We start from the raw sequence: 23461 nt of genomic DNA on the forward strand, positions 1-23461 counted from the left end.
AATTAAGCAAAATGATTTAACAACAAAAACTACAATTATATAAAAAAAGGAAACTTCACCTATAGGTGAAGTTTTCCCAATCTAAAATTTTATTCATGAACAAATTACTTAGAATTACATCATTACCAGTCATTGAAAAGTTTGTTTAAGATTCTATCTCTTTATTCAATGATGTTTCAACAGAACCTGTATTTTTCACCTTTAATATTTTTATTTTTCAACCATAAATATACCTAGAAATATTCTAAAAACTAGTTGAAAATCTTTTAGATTCTAACTTTCTTATAATACCACTTGCTATTTCTTCAATATTTTCATTTAGAAAGAAATGATTACCTTTAAATGAATTGAAGGTACACGATTTACTTGTGTATTGTTTCCATTTTTTTACCTCATCATATGTAGTTAATTCATCATTTTTTCCGTTCAATACAAGAAAATCAATGTCACATGCTCGTATATTGTTGTTATGTATATATGTCTCTACAATTTTAAAATCTGCTCTTAGAATGGGGAGAAAAATTCCCATTAATTCTTCTGATTGTAGTACCTCGGTTGATGTACCCCCCATTGCAATAACTTCATTTTTGAACTGTTCATCGGATAGGTTATGTCGAATGTTTTTTATCTTACTATTAGGATGATTTCTACCGGACAAAACAAGAAATTCAGGCAATATATTATTAGAATCCTGTATTTTTCTGGCTAATTCATAGGCGATCAAACTTCCCATGCTATGCCCGTATAGAATATAGGGCGAATGATCTAGCTGCTTAACTACGCTATTGTAAACATCATTTACGGCCTCTTCCATACTTTGGTACAAACTTTCTTCAATTCTATATCCTCTACCAGCTAACTCTATTGGGACTACTTCAATATATGGATTAAAGTAATTTTTCCATTTTGAGTAACTAAACGCAGATCCCCCAGCATGTGGAAAGCAAAAAATTTTAGTCTTCTTCATAATTTTCTCCTTACTTTAAAATCTGTTTATATTTTGGCCAATTGTATAGATGTCTTTAATTATTATTTCCTGCGGTAATTCATCCCGTGTTGCGCAAGCAGATACCTTATAATTTGGCTCAATATTATATTGTCTAAAGTGAAAGTTTTGAGGTATATTCTTGTATGAAATTAAAGTTTGAGATTCTTTTTTTATAGAGAATGAAATTAATGGGATATAAAGTCCTTTCCCAATCGTTTTTATATAGCTTTCTTTTAATGTCCATAAATCAAAAAAATAATTGATTTGTTCATCAGAATTCATATTAGATAAATCATAAAATTCTTCCTCTGAAAAAAATTCATTTGCTAATTTAAGAGCCTCTATGTCTGAAACTTTTTCAATATCAATACCTACATTAGAATTAGCAGTGGCACAGACCACCCATTCTCCTGAATGTGAAATATTAAAATGAAAGTCAGAAAAATTTTCAACAAAAGGTTTTCCGTACTCATTATATATAAATCTAATTTCTCCATTATTAATTTTATATTTTTGGCAAATTAAGGAACGGATTAATAAATCTCCTATCAGAGTCCTATTAATGTCGCATAAATTTAATAAACGCTTCATTCGTTCCCTCTTCTCATTTGAAATCAAGTTACTAAATTGATTAAACAAATGATTTTCAATATTATTTGGTATTTTCACAGCATGAATTTGTATGATAAATCACTTCCTTTTTAAAAGGATAGCTTCCTATGTATACGTTATAGAAATTTAATTTCCTATTATATCTTGCCTTTATTCAAGTGCAAATATAATAGGAAAGGTGCATATTTACATATCAATGAAAATATACACCTTTCCTCAGCAATATCATCAAAGCATTCGCTTCTGTACAAAAACTTCAGAGTATTTACATCATACTATGAACAACTCATATATGTTTCTATGTTCTTATTAAGGAATTTTTGCATTAGCCCCTTAAAAAGTAATGCTCTTGATATATTCATAATCTCCTACACTTGATGTGCAGTTATTGGACTGCTCTCTTCATTTACACTACTACTCACAAATAACAACTTTAATAATAACAATGTTCGTTTATAAAGTTGCCTCTTTTGTGCTCTCTACTTTTCCGTTAGCGAAAGGGACGTCTCTTTTATTCCTTCTAATTCATTTAGTAGATACTTAGCTAACTTTTCAACTGCGGGGGAAGCTACTATTTCTTCGTGTGATCCAGGGACCGAATACATATTCACTCTTCCTTTTAATAAAGGCTTCCAATCCGTAAACAATTCTTTACCTTCCTCAGCACTAAAGTAAATGACTTCCCCAAAATATGGTGTTAAATCATGCTCTGCCATTAAATTCAGACATTTCCTGTGAGCATTGATAATTTGCTTCAAATTCGTAAGATTTGCATCAGGCGGGAGCACTCCTTCCACAATTAATTGCTCAACAAGCATGTCCTGTTGATGAACAAGCTCTTCTTCCTGCTCCACTAGCTCTATATGGATGAAATGCTCCAATATATAAGATAGCATTTCATCCTCTGTCTTGTAATCCCGTTCTGAAGGCACCTTGGTATCCAATAGTACCAACACCTCAACTTCTTCTCCCTGATTCCGTAGCATAGTTGCGATTTCATAGGCGATGGCACCGCCCAGAGACCATCCTCCCAGACGATACGGCCCCTCTGGCTGAGCCCGCTTCATTTCCTCGATGTAGAGTTGAACTACTTCCGATAAAGTCAACCCGTTCATTCCTTCTTTCTCTACGAGAGGATTTTGTAGACCATAAAATGAGCAGTAATCCTTGAGTAACCTTGCTAGCTGAATGTAACAGAGTACATTACCCATAAACGGATGAACACAGAAGAAAGGTCTTTTCTCTGATTCTTGTAATGGAACCAGCACCGATAACGATTCTTCTATACGATGATTCTCACGGATGAGACAAGCGATCCCTTCCACTGTCGGGTTCTTAATCAGTGCGGGCACCTTAATCTCTTTTCCAAATTTCTCTCTGACCTTTGAAATCAATTTGATTACAAGGAGAGAGTGACCTCCTATATTGAAGAAATCATCGTTTACATGGATATCTTCTAACTGTAGCAAATCCTGCCAGATTGTAATCAGCTGATACTCGATTTCATCCCGTGGGATGATTGGTGTAGAAAAGGTACTTTCTCTTTGAATCGTTAAGCTGTTCAGTGCCTTTCGATCAACCTTCCCATTTGTTGTAAGCGGAATCGCATCTACCTCAATAAAGTGTGCAGGAATCATATAATTCGGTACTTGTCTCTTGAGATGCTCACGCCATTCATGCATACTTCCTTTACCCACCACATAGGCAACCAATCTCTGATCTCCTGGTTGTTCCTCTCTTATCAAGACTACCGCCTCTTTCACCGATGGATGACTTTCTAAATTCGCTTCAATCTCTCCAAGCTCAATCCGGAATCCTCGAATTTTCACTTGATTATCGATTCTTCCCAAATAATCCAAATGACCATCAGCTAAATAGCGGACTAGATCTCCCGTCCGGTATAACCGTTCCCCTTCAATAAATGGATGAGGAATAAAACGTTCTGACGTTAACTCTGGACGATTCAAGTATCCTCTCGCTAGGCCTGCTCCACCGATATAAAGTTCACCCGTTACACCAACTGGAACAGGTAACAAATTCTCATCCAATACATAGGCTTGAACGTTTGGCAACGGACGCCCAATGGTTACTCTCTTACTATCTTTTTTGATACGATAGCATGTCGCATCAACTGTACATTCCGTAGGACCATATACATTATAAAAATGGATATGGTCATTCTCTACTAGTTGTTCCCACAGTGATGGCATAATCGCTTCTCCACCGACCAGTACCTTGCTTGGAACATGAACACTATCGTTTGTTTCTAACAACCCCTCATCTATGAGTAATTGGAGTAGTGAAGGTGTTATATCGAACATTTCCAACTTATTCTCCCGAATATAAGATACAAACTTTTGAGGATCACTGCGAACTTCTGTTGAAATAATATATAAACTAGAACCATACAAAAGCATTTGTAATTGTTTAACGGATGAATCAAAGGCGATTGAGGCATTTAGACCAACGCGCATGTTATCATGTGCCCGATGTGAAAAAACCTCTTTCTGTAAACCATAGGATAGATTTAATACCGAATGATGCTGCACCATAACCCCTTTTGGATTCCCGGTCGAACCTGAAGTGTAGATAACATACGCCAAGTTTTCTCCTGTTACTTTACATATTGGTGAAAGGTTGTTTTCTTGCGAAATCATTGCTTGATCTCGGTCCAAACAAACTGTTTCAACTTCTTCAGGTATCCAACCTTGTGATACTTCGTTCGTAACCAATATTTGAATTCCTGTGTCCTCCAAAATATATCGTAGGTGACTTTCTGGATACGATGGATCCAGCGGAACATAGGCTGATCCAGCTTTCAAGATTCCCATGAGACCGACAATCATCTCAACTGAACGTTGGAAACAAAGCCCGACCAATGACTCCGTCCCAATCCCACATTTCTGAAGATAATGGGCCAATTGGTTTGCTTTCTCATTCAGCTCTCGATACGTCAACCGCTGATTTTCATCCACCACTGCCACCGCATCAGGTGTACGATCCACTTGATCTTCAAAAAGTTTGTGGATCACACTTTCACGTGGATACGCTGCTGCATTATCATTCCATTCTTCCAGTAGTTGTTTCTGTTCTATTTCCGTAACATACACCAGCTCCGACAGAGTTTGATCAACGTTCTCGATCATTTGCTTTAACACCTGGCTTAAATGCCCCAGCATCCGTTCAATAGTGAGACCATTAAACTTGCTACGATCATACTTCAACTTTAACAACAACTGGCTTTCTGGGACAACTGTCAATCCTAATGGATAATGAGTTTGCTCTACTCCTTCCAACTCACCAATTTCTAGATTTCCTGAGGACTCCTCTTTCACTGGGTAGTTTTCAAACACATACAAGCTATGGAACAGCGGGGTTCCTCTAGGAACTTCACTCCATCCTTGAATCTCTGTCAAAGAAGCATATTCATATTGTCTTCTTTCTATCTCTTCCTCTTGTATCTTCTGCAACCAATCCATTATTTTTATATTATCTATCAACTGAATTCGCGTCGGTGATGTGGTAATAAAAGGACCTACAATGTTTTCAACATCAATAATCTCCGTAGGGCGTCCTGAGCTAGTTACACCATAGACAATGTCATCTTCTCCACTATACCGGCCCATGAGATACGCCCACGCACCTTGAATTACCGTATTCAAAGTGAGCCTATTGCGCTTCGCCCAGTTTTGTAACGCTTGGGTTTGCTCTTCTGATAAATAAGTTACCTTCTCTGTGTAACCTTTTTCTTGCTCTTTACTTTCTAAGCCCAGCAGGGTTGGAGCTGTAAAACCTTTAAGTTTCTCTCTCCAGAATTGCTCCGCCTGCTCCTGATTCTGTTCTCTTAGCCATTGAATATATTTCTTGTATGGCGATGAATTAGGTAAATGCACGGCTTCTCCATTCATTCTCTTCTGGTACACTGTAAGCAATTCGTTAAAGACCAGTGGTAGGCTCCATCCATCCAACAGAATATGGTGATGTGTCCAAACAATCCGATATTCTTCCTCACCTTCTTGAATGACAGTCACCCGCATCAATGGCGCTTTATCAAATAGAAAGGCTTGTTTTCGATCTAATGCCAAAAAGGCTTTTCTTTTCTCTTCTTTTTCTTCAGCAGTCAGCGTACGCCAATCTTCTACATTCACCTTAAATGGAACACCCTCATACACCACTTGTAAAGGCTCTTCAACTTCATCCCAAAGGAAAGCTGAGCGGAAAATTTCATGCCGCTGAATTACCGATTTCCACGCCTGTTCAAAAGTAGCAATATCCAATTCTCCTCTAATCATGAAACTTAATTGCACTATATACGGCGCTACATGTTCATCCCCTTGGTCATGCAATGCATGGAAAATCATACCTTCTTGCAAAGGCGATAATGGATATAAATCGGTAATTGGATAGTTCTTTCCACGATTCATCTTGGTTAGTACTTTTGTCAAACCTACTTGGTTAAGATTAGCCATCGCAAAATCCGAAACGGTCAGTGCAGATTCTCCATCTGATGAAGATTGAATCAATCTACTCAGTTGATCGAGCATATTCTCTGCAATACTTTGAATCGTTGATTTCGCGAATTGTCCTACATTGTATACCCAAGTGAACTGAAGTTTCCCATCCGTTACAATTCCAATTACATCGATTAAATGCAAGCGTTTGGAACCAGAAGCATGATCTAAGCGCTTAAATCCGTTCTCCGGAATAAGCATTGCATCGTCAGAAAACATTTGGTCAAATTGTCCAAGATAGTTAAAACTAATAGACGGTGTATGTTGAGACCCCCATTTCTCACACATTGTTGCGTTCAGGTACCGCAAAATCCCATAGTCAACACCCTTATTAGGAATTTTACGTACTTGTTCTTTAACTGCTTTTAATGCTGCAATTGGCGTGTCGGCATCGGTAATATTTAAGTGAACAGGATAAATACTTGTAAACCACCCCACGGTTCTCGATAGGTCAACGTCTTCGATAATCTCTTCCCGACCATGCCCCTCCAAATCCACAGTCAGCGCCGGATAACCTGTCCATGCTGCCATAGCCTGTACCAATGCTGTCAATAGTACTTCATTGATTTGGACACGATGAGTGCTTGAAATCTCTTGCAATACCGCACGGGTCTCTTTCTCATCCAGCACCACCGTAATCTCCTCGGTTCTTGTATTTGCTGGAACTTCGAGGGTGGTATCCACTGGTAGCATAGCCACTTCTTGTTCGGATTGCTGCTCCCAGTAATCACGCACTTCTTGCACAATCCCAGCTTCAGCGTAATGATGCAATTTCTCCGACCACGCTTTAAAGGACGTACTCTTTGTAGGTAATTGGATCATCTGTTCCTGGCTCGCTTGATTATACGCCGTTTGCAGATCCTCCAGTAAAATCCGCCAAGAAACACCATCCACTGCTAAGTGATGAATCACCCAGAATAATCGGCCGGCTCTTTTCTCACCTTCATCAAAATACACCATTCTCATTAGCGGTCCTGCGTGTAAGTGCAAGCTTGCTTGTGCAGTGTCAATCTCCGTTTGAATCACTTGATGCCATTCTGCTTGCGGCACTTCTTCTAATGAAATAACGGTCAGCGTCGATTGTTCTTCGATTCCTTCGTTCCGCTGTTTCCAAGCTCCATTCGGTAACCGTTCATATCTTAAACGCAAGGCATCATGATGGATTAGAAGGGTACGTACAGCTTTCTCCAGTAATACTATATCCAGTCGCTCTTTTGTTCTAAAAAACATGGATTGATTCCAATGGTGTGGGTTTGGATGATCTTGTGCAAAAAACCATTGCTGGATTGGTGTAAGGATCAGTTCTCCAGTTACAACTCCCTGCTCTGCTTGTACACCCCGTTCTTCATTGACTATTTGCGCCAACTCAGCAATCGTTTGGTGTTCAAACATTTGCTTTGGCGTCAATTGCAAACCTGCTTGCTTCGCACGAGAGACAATCTGAATGCTGAGAATCGAGTCTCCACCAATTTCAAAGAAGTTATCATGGATTCCCACCTTTTTAATCCCTAATACTTGCTTCCAAATGGTGGCCAGTGTTTCTTCGTTACCATTCCGCGTGGCAACACATTCACTTTCGATTTTCCTCTCCTCTGGTACAGGTAAGGCCTCACGATCAACTTTTCCGTTAGCAGTTAGTGGAATGGCTTCCATCATCACAAATCCTGAAGGAACCATATGGCTTGGTAGTTCCGCCTTGAGATAATCTCTCCACTCACCTACATTCCCATCACCCACGACATATGCCACCAACCGTTTATCACCCGGCTGATCTTCTCGAACAATTACAACAGCCTCTTTTATGGAGACATGTGCGTTTAAAGCAGATTCAATTTCTCCGAGCTCAATTCGGAAACCACGGATTTTCACCTGGTGATCAATCCGCCCAAGATAATCCAGATTTCCATCAGGTAAGTATCTCGCTAAGTCTCCTGTCCGATATAATCGCGCTCCTGGGTCACTACTGAATGGATGAGGAATGAAACGCTCTGCAGTCAATTCGGGTCTGTTTAAATATCCACGTGCAAGTCCTGCTCCACCAATATATAGTTCGCCAGCTACGCCAATAGGCACAGGTTGTTGACAAGCGTCTAGTACATACACTTCTAAATCTGGAATCTGTTTTCCTATATTACTTCTTGAAGCATGCTGCACATCATCTTGAGTAATTGGATAATACGTAACATGAACGGTAGTTTCTGTAATTCCATACATATTAATTAACTGTGGTTCCTGCTCTCCATACCTTTGAAACCATGGTACCAAGCTGGTAGGATCGAGTGCTTCCCCACCAAATATGACATAGCGCAGATGCAAGTCTTTCTTCTCATCTTCTTGTTCACACACCTGTATCAATTGTCGAAATGCGGAGGGTGTCTGATTAAGAACCGTAACCTTTTCCTTTACTAACAGTTGATAGAAATCCTTGGGCGATCGACTAATCCAGTAAGGAACAACAATCAATCTTCCGCCATGGAGTAATGCCCCCCAAATCTCCCATACTGAGAAGTCAAACGCATAAGAATGGAAAAGCGTCCAAGTATCTTTTTCATCAAACTGATACCAACATTCCGTCGATTTAAATAAACGAATCACATTGTGATGCTCTACCATAACTCCCTTTGGATTCCCTGTTGATCCCGAAGTATAGATTACATACGCCAAGTTTTCTCCTGTCACTTCACATATTGGTGAAAGGGTGCTTTCTCGCGAGATCATCGCTTTATCCCGATCCAAACAAACTGTTTTGATTTCTTCAGTTATCCAACCTTCTAATGCTTCGTTCGTGACCAATACTTGAATCCCTGTGTCCTCCAGAATATATCGTAGGCGACTTTCTGGATACGATGGATCCAATGGGACATAGGCTGCCCCAGCTTTCAAGATCCCCATGAGACCGACAATCATCTCAACTGAACGCTGGAAGCAGAGACCAACCAATGACTCGCTCCCAATCCCACATTTCTGGAGATAATGTGCCAATTGGTTTGCTTTTTCATTCAGCTCTCGATAGGTTAACTGCTGTTTTTCATCTACCACTGCCACCGCGTCAGGTGTAAGATTTACTTGCTCTTCAAAAAGTGTATGGATCACACTCTCACGTGGATACGCTACAGCATTATTATTCCACTCTTCCAGCAATTGCTTCTCCAATTCTGATAGCATCTTCAGCTTCATCAATGATTTATCAGGATGTTCCACGATTTCATTCAACCAATTTTCAAAATGCTCAGCCATACGTCTGATCGTTACAATGTCAAATAAATCAGTCTTATAGTCAAAACAAAGGAATAAACCCTCTTCTACCTCTGCGGCGCTTAAACTCAAATCAAACTTGGCGATCGAAGCATGACTTTCCATCGGTTCTAAACTTCTTCCATGAAGCTCTGGAAGCTCTTGTTTCGTGTTTTGTAAGGTAAACATGGTTTGGAAGATCGGAGAATGACTTGTACTTCGCTCCGGTTGTATGACTTCTACAATCTTTTCAAATGGAACATCTTGGTATTCATACGCCTTCAATGCTTTTGCCCGTACCTGAGACAACAACTCTTGGAATGTCGGTGCGCCACTTAAATCAGCCCGATAGACTAACGTATTGACAAAGAAACCAATCAATCCTTCAATCTCTCGATAATTTCGATTCGCAATTGGGCTTCCAACAAGAATATCTGATTGTCCTGTATAACGGGCAAGGAAACTTTGATAAGATGCCAATAAGGTCATGAAAAGTGTTGCCCCTTCTTGACGACTAAGTTCGTTTAATTTATCAAGTAATGAGCGTGACAACAACACATTATGAGTTAATCCATGGTGGGTTTGCACCGGAGGACGGGGACGATCCATCGGCAACATTAAGACTGGTAACTCACCAGACAGTTCTTCCTTCCAATATGCAAGCTGTTGATTTAGTACTTCCTCTTTTAACCACTCCCTTTGCCATTGAGCAAAATCGGCATATTGAACTGGCAGTGGTGCAAGATTTGCTTGTTTTCCACCAATCTCCTCCTCATAAAATGCCATCCATTCTTGGAGCAAGATTTCCATCGACCATCCATCAGAGATAATATGATGCATATTACACAGAAGAACCCATTCTTCTTTTGAAATTTTCACGATTTGTCCACGGAACAATGGCCCTTTTTCTAAGTCAAATGGGGATTCGACTTCAGTTTGAATCCATTGCTCCAACTCTCTTTCTCTCTCCTCTAATGAAAGCTTAGTTAAGTCCATATGCGGGAGAGGGCGGAAAATATACGGTTGAATCTGCTGCACAGGATGACCGTCCACTTCATGAAATACCGTCCGCATAGATTCATGACGCTCTATCAACTGATTCCATCCCAACTCCAATGCTTCAGGTAGCCAATTCCCTGTAAGACGGCATACCATTGGCATATTATAAAGTGCACTATTAGGTGCAAATTGATCGATAAACCATAAGCGCTGTTGGGCATAAGAAAGTGGAAGGTTATCTCCTCGTTCCATCGGCATCAATGGTGGAATTTCTTCTCGTTTTTTGCTTCCCTTACGTAACTGATCCATTCGTTTCGATAATGCCTCGACCGTTGAATATTCGAACAGTTCACGTACCGGTAATTTGATTTGAAAGACTTCTTGCAAGCGTGAGACCACTTGTGTAGCAAGTAGAGAATGACCACCAAGTTCAAAGAAAGAATCCTGAACACCTATATTTTCTATTCCTAGCACTTGACTCCACACTGAAGCGATAAGTTCTTCTAGCGGAGTTCGTGCGTGAACGGTATTTTCAGTAGATAATTTGCTAGGTATTGGCAATGCCTTTAAATCAAGTTTTCCATTCGGTGTAAGTGGTAAAAATTCCATCTCAATAAAGTTTGTTGGGACCATATAATTTGGTAAATGTGTTTGTAGATGCTCTCGCCATTCTTGGACACTTCCTTCACCAACTACATAAGCTACTAATCTCTTGTCGCCTGGATCATCCTCTCGTACCAATACAACCGCTTCTTTCACAGAAGAATGTGCCTGCAAAACTGCTTCTATTTCTCCCAATTCAATCCGGAAACCACGAATTTTCACTTGGTCATCTATACGACCATGGAACTGGAGAGCACCATCAGAAAGATAACTTGCTTTGTCTCCGGTGTAATAGAGACGTTCTCCTGACTTGAATGGATGCGAAATAAATTTTTCCTTTGTAAGGTCCGGACGATTAGCATATCCACGAGCAAGACTCTTCCCTCCAATATAGAGATCTCCAATCACACCACTTGGTACTAGCTGAAGATGAGAATCTAACACATAAACTTCTGTATTCGCAATCGGTCGACCAATCGATGGCGTACCTGTTGTCACTCCTACAGGTACATAACAATCCGTGGTAACAACGGTATTTTCCGATGGACCATACTGATTGATTACCGCAAAAGGAATATCGTTAGATGGATACTGCGTTAATTGATCCCCGCCGGTAATGATAAAACGAAGATCCGTTTTATCTGGCCAAGATAATTTCAAGAGTCTTTCCAGAATAGGCGTAGGTGCAAAACTAGCTGTTATTCGCGAATCAATGAGCCAGTCTCTTAGTGCTTCTGGATTAATTCTCAGTTCCTCTGTTGACAAGTAGAGTGCTGCACCAGCAGTTAGATACGGCCAAATCTCCTGGACAGCCGAATCAAAAGCAATCCCCGCAATCTGAGTCGCACGATCCTCTGCTGTAATACGATAAACTTCTTGATGCCAAGAGACCATATTCATTAATGAGCGATATTCAACCATGACACCCTTTGGCTTTCCTGTAGAACCAGAGGTATAGACGATATAAGCTAAGTTCTCTGGATTTATCTGCCGTGTAGGTGCGATTACACTTTCCACTGTTAATTCTTCTAACCTCACCATTTCGACCTGTTCGAAAAGGCCTTCTTGTCCTTCTGCCGTCACTACAAATTGAATTCCTGCATCTTCAATCATGTATTCTAACCTTGATTTTGGATACAACGGATCTAAAACAACATAAGCTCCACCAGCTTTTAATATGCCTAGTAAACTTACCATGAGCTCAGCCGACCTCGGAAGATAAACTCCCACGACTGATTCTGGAGCGACTCCTTTTCGCTGTAAAACATTTGCCAACTGATTTGCTTGTGCATCCAGTTCATCGTAAGTCCACTCTTTTGTTTGATCAACCACCGCAATCGCTTCAGGACTCCTAGCTACTTGTTCCTCAAATCTGTCGCAAATAAGACCTTGTGGGGACATTTCCATTACAGTGTCATTCCATGTTTCTAATAACAAAGTACGCTCAGGTTCCGATAGCATGCTCAAACTATGCAACGGATTTTTCGGGTGATGGGAAACTTCGTGTAACCATTTCTCAAAGTGCCCTGCCATCCGTTCAATAGTGGTAGCATTGAATAAATCCTTATTGTATTCAAAAGTAAAACGTACTCCCTCTTCCGTCTCAGCTGCCATTACACTTAAATCAAACTTTGCGATTGGACTATGGCTTTCTATCATTTCAATACTTCTACCAGATAACACCGGGAACTCTTGTTTCATATTCTGCAAAATGAACATAGTCTGGAAGATTGGCGAATGACTTGTACTCCGCTCTGGTTGTACAACTTCTACAATTTTTTCAAAAGGGATATCTTGATATTCATAGGCCTTCAATGCCTTTTGACGAACCTGAGACAGAACATCCTGAAATGTTGGTCTACCACTCAGATTAGCTCGATAAACCAGCGTATTGACGAAGAAACCAATAAGTCCTTCAATTTCTCTATAATTTCGATTAGCAATTGGACTTCCGACCAGAATATCTTCTTGTCCCGTATAACGTGATAGAAAACTTTGATATGCAGCCAACAGCGTCATGAAGAGTGTAGCCCCTTCTTGGCGACTAAATTCGTTCAATTTGTCATGTAGCGTGCTTGGCAGAACCAGAGTGTATGTCGACCCGTCATGTGTTTGTATTGCGGGACGCGGGCGATCCATAGGAAGTTGGAGTACAGGAAGCTCCCCAGACAATTCTTCCTTCCAATATTGGAGTTGTTGATCAAGCACTTCCGCCTTCAACCATCCTTTTTGCCACTGAGCGAAGTCGGCATACTGAACCGGTAATGGTTCAAGTTCTGCTACCTTTCCATCCGTAGCTTTCTCATAGAATGCCATCCATTCTTCAAGTAGGACTCCCATTGACCATCCATCTGAAATGATATGATGTAGAGTACAAAGGAGAATCCATTCTTCCTCTCCCACTTGCAAAATACTTGTCCTGATCAGTGGACCCTCGCCTAAATCAAATGGCACTTCTGTTTCTTGTTGAATCAAACGTTTAACTTCTTCTTCTCGGTCTTCTGGAGAAAGCATAGTTAAATCCGTTTTCGGAATTAATCGAAAAGCATACGGTTCAATTTGCTGTACGGGTTGACCGTTCACTTCATGAAAGACCGTCCGCAATGATTCATGACGCTCTATTAGCTGATTCCATCCCGTTTCCAATGCCTCAGGTAGCCAACTCCCTGTAAGGCGGCATACTATTGGCATATTGTAAAGTGCACTATTAGGTGTAAATTGATCGATAAACCATAAGCGCTGTTGGGCATAAGATAGTGGAATAGTTTCCCCTCGTTCCATCGGCATTAGTGGCGGAATATCTCGTTTTCTATCTCCTTTACGTAACTGATCTAATCGCTTTGCCAGTGACTCCACCGTTGCATACTCAAATAGTTCGCGTACCGGTAATTCGATTTGAAAGATTTCTTGTAAGCGTGACACTACTTGAGTAGCTAGTAGCGAGTGACCACCGATTTCAAAAAAAGAATCCTGAACACTAATATTTCTTATACCTAATACTTGACTCCATACAGAAACGATGAGCTCCTCCACTGGTGTTCTTGATGAAGTAATATCTTCACTTATGAACTGTGCCTCCAATTCCAGTAAAGCTTTCCGATCCACCTTACCATTTGGAGTGAGTGGCATCGATTCAACTTGGAAAAAGTATGCCGGAACCATATAATTTGGCAATTGCTTCTTCAGATATTCACGCCACTCTCCAGTATCCCCTTCACCCACTGTATAAGCTACTAACTGCTTATCTCCTGGTCGATCTTCCTTCACCAACACGACAGCCTCTTTTACAGATGAGTGATCATGTAAAGCTGCTTCGATTTCTCCCAGTTCAATTCGGAATCCTCTGATTTTGACTTGGTTATCTATTCTTCCAATATACTCCAAGTTACGATCATTCATATATCTCACCAGGTCACCCGTTCGATATAATCGTTCCCCTTCCTTAAAGGGATGCGGAATAAAACGTTCAGTAGTTAACTCTGGTCGATTGATGTAGCCACGTGCCAAGCCTACTCCTCCAAGGTAAAGTTCCCCCGCCACACCAATCGGTACCACCTGTTGATGTTGATCCAACACATACAACTCTGTATTATCAATTGGACGACCAATTGGAATAAGCATAGGTTCTTTTTCTAAATCACAATCATAATAAGTCACATCCACAGTCGCTTCGGTAGGGCCATACAAGTTAATTAACTTTGTTTGCTGAACATCGTAAAATACCCCCTTAAACCGGCGAACCTGTTCAGTATTTAATGCTTCTCCACTAGTAAAAACCTGATTTAAAGACGATACATCCCTTTTCGAATTATATTGTTCCATATAATCCAAGAAAGTAGATACCATCGACGGAACAAAGTGCATGGTGGTCACACGATATCGTTCGATATACTCCTCAATCACCGCAGGATCTTTCTCTCCTCCTGGTTGAAGCAAACAAACACGCGCTCCTACAAATGACCACCAAAATAATTCCCAGACAGAAACATCAAATGAAAACGGTGTCTTTTGTAGGATTGTATCCTCCTCAGATAATGGATACTTTTTCTGCATCCACTGTAGGCGGTTGATAACCGAATGATGTTCAATCATTACTCCCTTCGGATTTCCCGTCGAACCCGAAGTGTATATGATATAGGCTAAGTTATTTGCTGTTACTCCACTCACCGGGGCCAAATTACTCTCTTTAGAAATCATTACTTGATCCCGGTCTAAACAAATTGCTTGAATATCTTTGGGTAACCAGTCCTGTAGTGCCTCTTTTGTTAACAGCACTTGAATTTGTGAATTCTCTAAAATGTATCTCAGGCGGTTTTCGGGATAACTTGGGTCCAGTGGGACATAAGCCCCACCTGCTTTCAAAATCCCAAAGAGACCAATAATCATTTCAGGAGAACGTTCAACACATATACCGACCAATGATTCAGGTCCTATACCTCGTTTTTGTAGATAATGTGCCAATTGGTTCGATTTTTCATTGAGTTCTTGATACGTTAGCTTTCCACCCTCATAAACTACCGCCACTGCATCAGGTGTACGTGCAACTTGCTGCTCAAATAGCTCATGAATCATACACTCATGACCATAGACCACGTCAGTATCATTCCATTCTTCTAGGAGTTGTTTCTGCTCTGTGTCCGATAACATTGATAGCTTTGTATATGATTCATCTGGATGATACGCGATTTCATTTAACCAGTTCTCAAAATGTCCTGCCATACGTACAACGGTACTACTATCAAATAAATCCGTGTTGTATTCAAAAGAGACAAATAGACCTTCTTCCACTTCGTAGGCAGTTAAACTCAGATCAAATTTTGCAATAGACATATTACTTTCTACCATTTCGATACTTCTACCAGGCAGATCTAGTCGTTCTTGTTTTATATTCTGTAGTGTAAACATGGTCTGAAAGATAGGAGAATGACTCATACTTCGTTCAGGTTGCACAGCTTCTACCACTTTTTCAAATGGTATATCTTGGTATCCGTAAGCTTTTAACGCCTTTTTCTTTGTTTGATTCAAAATCTCTCGAAAAGTAGGGGTGCCACTCAAATCTGATCGGTAAACCAACGTATTAACAAAGAAACCGATTAATCCTTCTACTCCCTTATGATTCCGATTTGCAATCGGACTTCCGACTAGAATATCTTTTTGCCCCGTATAACGAGCAAGAAAGCTCTGGTATGCAGCCATTAAAGTCATAAATAAGGTAGATCCTTCTTGTCGACTTATCTCCTTCAATTGACTTAGTAATTTATAAGGAAAAATCACGTGATGCGTATCCCCAGCATAAGTTTGCGTAACCGGTCGAGGTCGGTCCACTGGCAGTTGTAATATAGGAAGCTCCCCAGACAATTCTTCCTGCCAATACGTAAGTTGACGATTTAACACATCACCTTGCAACCACTCCTTTTGCCACTTCGCAAAGTCTGCATATTGAATGGATAGTGAACTTAATTTAGCAGGATTCCCGCCAGTTTCTTCTTCATAGAAAGCAAGTAATTCATTCATGAATATACCGATGGACCAAGCATCAGAAATAATATGATGCATCGTACACAGTAATAACCATTCATCCTTTCCTAATTGAACAAGCTGGTAACGAATTAAAGGGCCATTCATTAAATCAAATGGTTCTTGCGCTTCTCTCGCAATTAAACTAGCTACCTCTTTTTCTTTTACTTCTAGAGGAAGTTGAGAGTAATCCCTTACAGGTAAGGCTCTAGGAAGGAATTCGACAATTTGTTGTACAGGTTGCTCTCCTACTTCTTTAAAAACAGTTCGTAATGATTCATGACGTTCAATGAGTCGATTGAACCCCTTTTCTAATGCTTCAAGAATCCAATTTCCTTTTAGATGCCATACCGTTGGAATATTATATAAAGAACTGTTTGGGTTAAATCTTTCCATAAACCACAAACGCTGTTGTGCATAAGACAACGGAAGTGCTTCTTTGTTCTCCTTTTTTTGCATTTTCTTCTGAAGCCAAGCTCTCTTCTCAGGAGAAAGTGAACTCAGCTTTGCAAGTAAATCACTTCTCATTTTTTTACCCCTTCCTCAACTAAATTACTCTCGAATATTCCTTGTGCTTCTTCCTCTGATAGCTCTTCTAATTGCTTAAGCAGTTCAAGTAATTCTTCATCATTACTCACTTCTGCTTCTTTTTGAATATAGTCTTGAAGACTTACATTCTCTTTACTATCATTCTGCATTTCTTGATTTTTGTTATAGAGCAATTGATCAATCTGTTCAGCCAATTGCTGCACCGTATGAAACGTAAATAAATCATGCAATGGTAACTCGATTCCAAAATCCTCTTTAAGATTGGAAACAGCTTGCGTAGCAAGTAATGAATGCCCACCTATTTCAAAAAACGAATCCTGAATTCCGATGTTTTCCATACCTAAGACTTGATGCCATATCGAAACGATTGTTTTTTCCGTAGATGTACGGGGAGCAACATAACAATTCGCTATCTCCTGTCTCTCTGGTGCTGGTAAGGCCTTTCTATCAATTTTTCCATTTGGAGTAAGTGGAAATGCGTTCAATCCGACAAAATAGGCTGGAATCATGTAATTTGGTAGATGGGCCTTGAGATAATCACGCCACTTATGAGCATCCCCATCTCCCACAACATAGGCAACCAAACGCGGATCACCAGGATAATCTTCCCGCACCATCACAATAACTTCGTTAACTAATGTATGTTTTTGTAATGTTGCTTCAATTTCTCCCAGTTCAATTCGGAACCCACGAATTTTTACCTGCTGGTCGATTCGGCCAAGATAATCCAAATTTCCATCCGGCAGATACCTTACTAAATCTCCAGTCCGGTATACTCGCTCTCCTTCTTTAAACGGATGCGGTATAAAACGATCTTGCGTTAAGTCAGGGCAGTTTAAGTATCCACGTGCTAATCCTGATCCACCAATGTAAAGCTCACCGACTACACCAATTGGAACCATTTTTTGTTCAGCACTCAGTACATATACCTCTGTATTGAAGACTGGTTTACCAATTGGTGGTACCCTATGCATGACACCCTTTTCTAATTCCATATATGTGGAATACGTAGTATCTTCGGACGGTCCATATAGGTTGTACACCTTCTCAATCGTACTTCTCTCGTATAAATCTTGAACAAGTGAATATGGCAATGGTTCTCCAGCCAAATTCATCACCTTTACTGAAGATGGGATTGTTTTTGCTCGAACCAGTTCCTTCGCTGCCGATGGCACAGTATTGACCAAAGTCACACCCTTGGTAGACAACTTGTCTAGATGTAAAGCATTTTCAGCGACAATCACCTTACCACCCATCGTTAAGGGAACAAACACTTCAAAAACGGATAGATCAAAGGATAGCGAAGTTGAAGCCAACACTCCCGCTAAATCCCTTCGGGAATATGTGTGATGCGCCCAATGAATCATTGTTACTGTATTCCTATGCTCAATCATTACTCCCTTTGGATTTCCAGTTGAACCTGAAGTATAGATAATATAGGCTAAGTTATCTCCCGTCACTTCACTCGTACACACCGTAGTTGCTTCTTGTTCTATTTCTGCTCGATCACGATCAATACAAATCACGTCAACGGATTTAGGTATAACCATTTTTTGTTGTAACTTTTCCTGTGTCACCAGTACCTTTATTTGAGCATCCTCTAAAATGTATTGCAGTCGACTTTCCGGATACGCTGGATCAATTGGGACATATGCTCCTCCTGCCTTCATAATTCCTAAAAGGCCGACAATCATCTCGGATGAACGTGTAACACAAATTCCAACCAATGATTCGCATACTACACCATTTTTCTGTAGATAATGTGCTAGCTGATTCGAGCGTTCGTCCAATTCTCGATATGATAGTTCTTCATCTTCGCACACTACTGCAATTGCTTCTGGTGTTTTTTCCACTTGTTCTTCAAACAATGTATGAATCGTGCTTTCTCGTATATCTACAACACCTTTTTCATTCCATCCCTCTAGCAGTTGCTTATATTCTACTTTCGATAACATGTTCATTTCCGATAATAAATATTTTGGATGAGATACAATTTGATATAACCAATGTTCAAAATGACTTGCCATACGTTCAATGGTTGTATCATTAAACAAATCAGTATTATATTCAAAGGTTAGCGATAATCCTGCTTCCGTCTCAGAAGCAAATAAACTCAAATCAAATTTCGCAACAGAAGTATGACTTTCCATGAGTTCCATTTGTCTTTCAGATAGCTGAGGAAACTCTTGTTTCGTATTCTGTAAAGTAAACATGGTTTGAAATATCGGTGAATGACTTGTATTCCGTTCCGGTTTTACGGATTCTACCACTTTCTCAAATGGAATGTCCTGATACTCGTATGCTTTTAGTGCTTTTTTTCGTATCTGCGACAAAAGTTCTTGGAACGTCGGATTTCCACTGAAATCAGCTCGATAAACCAACGTATTTGCAAAGAAACCTATTAATCCTTCAATCTCTTTAACATTTCGATTTGCAATTGGGCTTCCAACCAAAATGTCGTCTTGTCCTGTATAACGAGAAAGGAAGCTTTGATACGCTGCCATCAAGGTCATAAATAAAGTGCATCCTTCTTGCAGACTTAAATCTTTGAGCTTTTCCTGTAGGGAATTCGCCAACATTAAGGACTGACTTGCACCACGGTGGGTTTGAACCACAGGTCGAGAACGATCCATCGGTAATTGTAAAACCGGTAGCTCCCCAGACAATTCTTCTTTCCAATATTGGAGGTGCTGATCCAAATTCTCTTCTTTTTGCCATTCCTTCTGCCACATGACAAAGTCTGCATATTGGACAGATAACTCCTTCAGTTCCACTGGCTTTCCGCTTAGTGCTCCTTCATAAAAAGCCATCCATTCTTCAAGTAAGATTCCCATTGACCACCCATCCGAAATAATATGATGCATCGTACAAAGGAGAACCCATTCTTCCCTGTCCACTTTCAATATTCGTGTTCGAATTAGAGGACCTTGTCCAAAATGAAATGGTTCCTCCGCTTCGTTTTGAATGAGCCGTTTCATCTCTCTTTCCCTATCTTCCAAAGAGAGATCTGTTAGATCCGTTTGAGGGATTTGTCTGAATACATGAGATTGAACCTGTTGAAAAGGTTCATCCTCTTGTTCTAGAATTATCGTCCGTAATGATTCATGACGCTCCAACAACTGATTCCATCCTGCCTCCAATGCTTCAATTGACCATTTCCCTGTTAAGCGACACGCTGCATGAATATTGTACATCGTACTATTTGGCATTAATTGATCAATAAACCATAGACGTTTCTGCGCATAGGAAAGTGGAATAGATTCTTCCCATGTCATAGGTACAAGGGGTGGAATCTCTCGTTTTTTATCTTCTTTGCGCAATTGATCTACTCGTTTCGCTAATGCTTCCACTGTATGGTGCTTAAAAAGTTCACGTAGCGGGATTTTAATCTGGAACAATTCTTGTAATCGAGAGACGATTTGAGTAGCGAGTAGTGAGTGTCCACCCCGTTCAAAGAAGGAATCCTGAATACCGATATTTTCTGTTCCTAACACTTGACTCCAAACCGAGGCAATAAGCTCTTCCGAAGGCGTCCGGGGTAGAACATTTAAATCTCCTATAGGTTGCTCATCAGGTGCTGGTAAGGCCTTTCGATCGATTTTCCCATTCGGAGTAAGCGGGAACTGTTCTAACTCTACAAGGTGTGCTGGAATCATGTGATTCGGCAATTGTTTTTGTAGATGCTCTCGCCACTTTCGGGTATTTCCACCGCTTATTACATATGCAACCAATCGCTGATCACCTGGACGATCTTCTCTAACTAATACGACAGCCTCTTTAATAAACGAACATTTTTCTAAAGTCGCTTCAATTTCTCCAAGTTCAATCCGAAAACCACGCATTTTTACTTGATGGTCCATTCTCCCTATAAATTCTAAATTACCATCAGTTAGATATCTTACTGAATCTCCTGTTCGATATAGTCGTTCTCCCAATCGAAATGGATGCGAAACGAATTTTTCGGCAGTGAGATTCGGACGATTTAAGTATCCACGAGCTAAACCGGCACCACCAATATATAACTCACCCTCTATCCCTATTGATTGCAAGCGTTGATTTTGGTCTAATACATATAATTGCGTGTTCTGTATCGGTTGCCCAATAGAAACAAATTCTTGATTAGGTTGAATGTCAAATGCATTTACGTAAATAGTTGCTTCAGTTGGTCCATAAAAGTTGGTTAATTTTACTTGCCCGCTCTGATTCCATTGCTGTTGAAACCGTCTAACCAGCCCAGAACTTAGTTCTTCTCCACCAGAAAATACATGACGCACGGACGAACAATTCATGTTCAACTCAATATGATTGAAATGATCTAAGAAAACAGATAACATCGAAGGAACAAATTGAACAATAGTAACCTGATGTTTTTCAATCACTTCAGCTATTATGGAAGGATCTTTTTCTCCACCTGGAGGCAAGAAAGATACACTTGCTCCAACGTGAATACCCCAAAACAACTCCCAAACAGATACATCAAATGAGAATGGGGTTTTCTGCAAGACCACATCTTTTTCAGAAAGTGGATATTTATGTTGCATCCATTCTAGGTAATTGATTACTGAATGATGCTCAATCATCACTCCCTTTGGATTCCCTGTAGATCCTGAAGTATACATAACATACGCTAAACTTCTCCCTGTTACACCACTTATACATGGGATTGATTCTTCTTTTTCAATTGCAGTATAATCTTTATTCATACAAATCGTTTCAACATCTTCAGATATATATAAATTTTTCGAATTTTCTTCCGTCACTAGTACCTCGATTCCAGCATCCTCTAATATATAACGAAGCCGACTCTCTGGATAAGTAGGATCAAGTGGAACATTCGCCCCTCCTGATTTTAGAATACCTAATAACGCTATCATCATTTGTAATGAACGTTCCATATATACCCCGACTAGAGACTCTGGACCTACACCACGCTTTTGTAAATAATGTGCTAGCTGATTCGCACGCTCATCCAACTCTCTATAAGTAATTTGTTCATTTTCGTAAATAGCTGCGATTGCTTCTGGATTTTTCTTAACTTGCTCCTCAAACACCGTATGAATCATGCCTTCAGCTGAATATTTTACTTGAGTATTATTCCATTCCTCTAGTAACTGTGTCTGCTCTTCCACTGTTAAATGAGTAATTTCAAATAGTTTTGAATCTAGGCTCTTTGTCATCTGAATTAATATTTGCAATAAGTGACCCTGAATCCGATTTATTGTTTCTTCATTAAAATAGCTTTGATCATACATCAACTTTAAAGTAATTTTCTTACCAGGCATTACAATGAGTGTTAAAGGATAATTTGTTTGTTCCGCGCTTTTAACATCTAGTAATCTTAAATCATCATTTCTCTCACCTTGAATTGGATAATTTTCAAACACATACAAGGTATGAAATAAGGAGCTATTCCGCGGAACCTCACTCCACCCTTGAATATCAACCAATGAATTATGCTCATATTGTCTTCGTTCCATTTCTTTCATCTGTATTTTACGAAGCCAATCTACTACTGATGTATCATCCGTTAATCGAATTCTAGTAGGTAATGTGTTAATAAATAGACCTACCATATTCTCTGCTCCTATCAAATCAGTAGGACGTCCAGAGCTAGTTACGCCAAATACGATATCACTTTCACCGCTATACCTACTCATCAAATAGGCCCATGCACCTTGTATTAACGTATTCAATGTTAAACGACTATTTCGTACCCACTCTTGTAAATTCTCAGTGAGTTCCTCAGACACCTGATAAACACACTCTCCATAGCCCTTCTCCTGTTCTTGATCCTTTCTTTCCATCGCTAATGGCGTAGGTGCATAAAACCCCTTTAATTCTTCTGTCCAAAATTCCTCTGCTTCGCTTTGATCTTGTTTATTTATCCACTGTATATATTTTTTATAAGGAAGAGATTTAGGTAGATTCAACAATTCTCCCTTTATCATCTTAAGATAAACTTCCATCACTTCACTAAAGACCAATGACACACTCCACCCATCTAGCAAAATATGATGATGTGTCCAAATGATTCTCGTTTCCTCTTCTGCTTCTTTAATCGCAGTGACTCTCATCAATGGTGCTTCATCCAATAAAAATCCTTTTCTACGATCTGCAGTCAAAAACTGGTGTAATTTCTTCTCCCTCTCCTCATATGAATGGGCACTCCAATCCTCTTGATGAATAGTAAAAGGAAGACGTTGGTAAACTGCTTGCAGAGGTTTTTCTACTTCCTCCCACACAAATACTGAACGTAGAACCTCATGTCGATGAATAACATGTTCCCAAGCCTTTTCAAAAGTAGCAACATCCAATTGCCCCCCGAGCAAGAAGCCTACTTGTACAATGTAGGAAAAAGAATGTTCATCATCTTGATCGTATAAAGTATGAAACAGTATTCCTTTTTGCAAAGGTGATAATCCATATATATCTATAACGTCTCCCATCT

The 23461-nt window shown here is 39.9% G+C and carries 4 protein-coding genes; all 4 read right to left on the bottom strand.

Annotated elements, in window-relative coordinates; translation table 11 throughout:
* Positions 1–244 precede the first annotated feature (244 nt).
* On the bottom strand, positions 245–967 hold the full coding sequence (locus FT637_RS22370; RefSeq protein ID WP_193648174.1) for a thioesterase II family protein: 723 nt from the start codon (positions 965–967) through the stop codon (positions 245–247).
* Positions 968–982: 15 nt separating this feature from the next.
* Complete coding sequence (locus FT637_RS22375) at positions 983–1657, bottom strand: 4'-phosphopantetheinyl transferase family protein (protein ID WP_413541629.1); 675 nt, start codon at positions 1655–1657, stop codon at positions 983–985.
* Between the two features lie 422 nt (positions 1658–2079).
* The gene (locus FT637_RS22380) at positions 2080–16992 is read right to left on the bottom strand and encodes a non-ribosomal peptide synthase/polyketide synthase (protein WP_193648176.1); all 14913 of its coding nucleotides are present in this window, start codon (positions 16990–16992) and stop codon (positions 2080–2082) included.
* Entirely contained in the window at positions 16989–23459 is a 6471-nt protein-coding gene (locus FT637_RS22385; protein ID WP_193648177.1) for a non-ribosomal peptide synthetase, read from the bottom strand. The genes FT637_RS22380 and FT637_RS22385 overlap by 4 nt, the downstream gene beginning before the upstream one ends.
* Positions 23460–23461 lie beyond the last annotated feature (2 nt).

Source organism: Bacillus cereus (assembly GCF_015071065.1).
Taxonomy (GTDB): domain Bacteria; phylum Bacillota; class Bacilli; order Bacillales; family Bacillaceae_G; genus Bacillus_A; species Bacillus_A cereus_BA.

Bases quoted from the DNA above. Each gene is read 5' to 3' on its own strand.
- FT637_RS22370 (WP_193648174.1), bottom strand. From the start codon at position 967: ATGAAGAAGACTAAAATTTTTTGCTTTCCACATGCTGGGGGATCTGCG.
- FT637_RS22380 (WP_193648176.1), bottom strand. From the start codon at position 16,992: ATGAGAAGTGATTTACTTGCAAAGCTGAGTTCACTTTCTCCTGAGAAG.
- FT637_RS22385 (WP_193648177.1), bottom strand. From the start codon at position 23,459: ATGGGAGACGTTATAGATATATATGGATTATCACCTTTGCAAAAAGGA.